The organism is Streptomyces sp. AC627_RSS907, assembly GCF_019049165.1.
Genome location: NZ_JAGMUE010001440.1, coordinates 1 through 708 on the forward strand (window position 1 = coordinate 1; position 708 = coordinate 708).

The 708-nt window shown below is 74.3% G+C and carries 1 protein-coding gene; it reads left to right on the forward strand.

Going from position 1 to position 708, the window contains the following annotated elements; translation table 11 throughout:
• Nucleotides 1-580 (forward strand): GntR family transcriptional regulator (locus KUM32_RS42330; protein ID WP_217146900.1); only part of this gene is annotated, 580 nt, incomplete at its 5' end.
• Nucleotides 581-708 lie beyond the last annotated feature (128 nt).

Consider the following 708-nt stretch of genomic DNA (forward strand, 5'->3'; position numbering starts at 1 on the left):
GCGGCAGGCCCTGCGCGAACTGCTCCTTGAGGGGCGGCTGCGGCGGATGGGGCGCGGCACCGTGGTGGCCGGGCCCAAGCTGGAGCAGCCGCTGTCGCTGGCGAGTTACACCGAGGGCGTGCGGCGGCAGGGCCGCAGGCCGGGTCGTACGCTCATCACCCTCGACCAGTTCCCCTGCCCGCCCGGCCTGGCCGCCGAGTTGGAGCTGGAGCGGGGCGTGCCGGTCTGGCACCTGGAGCGGGTGTTGCTCGCGGACGACGAGCGGATGGGGCTTGAGAGCACGTACGTGGAGGTGGCCCGGGTCCCGAAGCTGGCCACCGACTTCGAGCCCGACTCGTCCTTCTACGGCTACCTGCACGAGCGGCTCGGCATCGGGTTCGGCGACGCGGACGAGCGCCTGGAGACGGTGTTGGCCACCCCGCGCGAGGCATTGCTGATCGGCACCCCGCCCGCGCTGCCGATGCTGCTCATCCACCGGATCTCGCGGGACCAGCGGGGGCGCCCGCTGGAGCGCGTGCGCTCGCTCTACCGGGGGGACCGGTTCAGCTTCACCACCCGTCTGGGTCCGTCGCCGACCTGAGCCCACGCGCCCGTCCGCGCCCGTTCCGAGCCGGCCGCGCCCGTCCGCGCCCCCTCCCGGGTTCACCGCCACGTAGGCGGCCGACCGCACCGGCAGCGGCTCCGGCACCGCTCGACAGAACACCCATC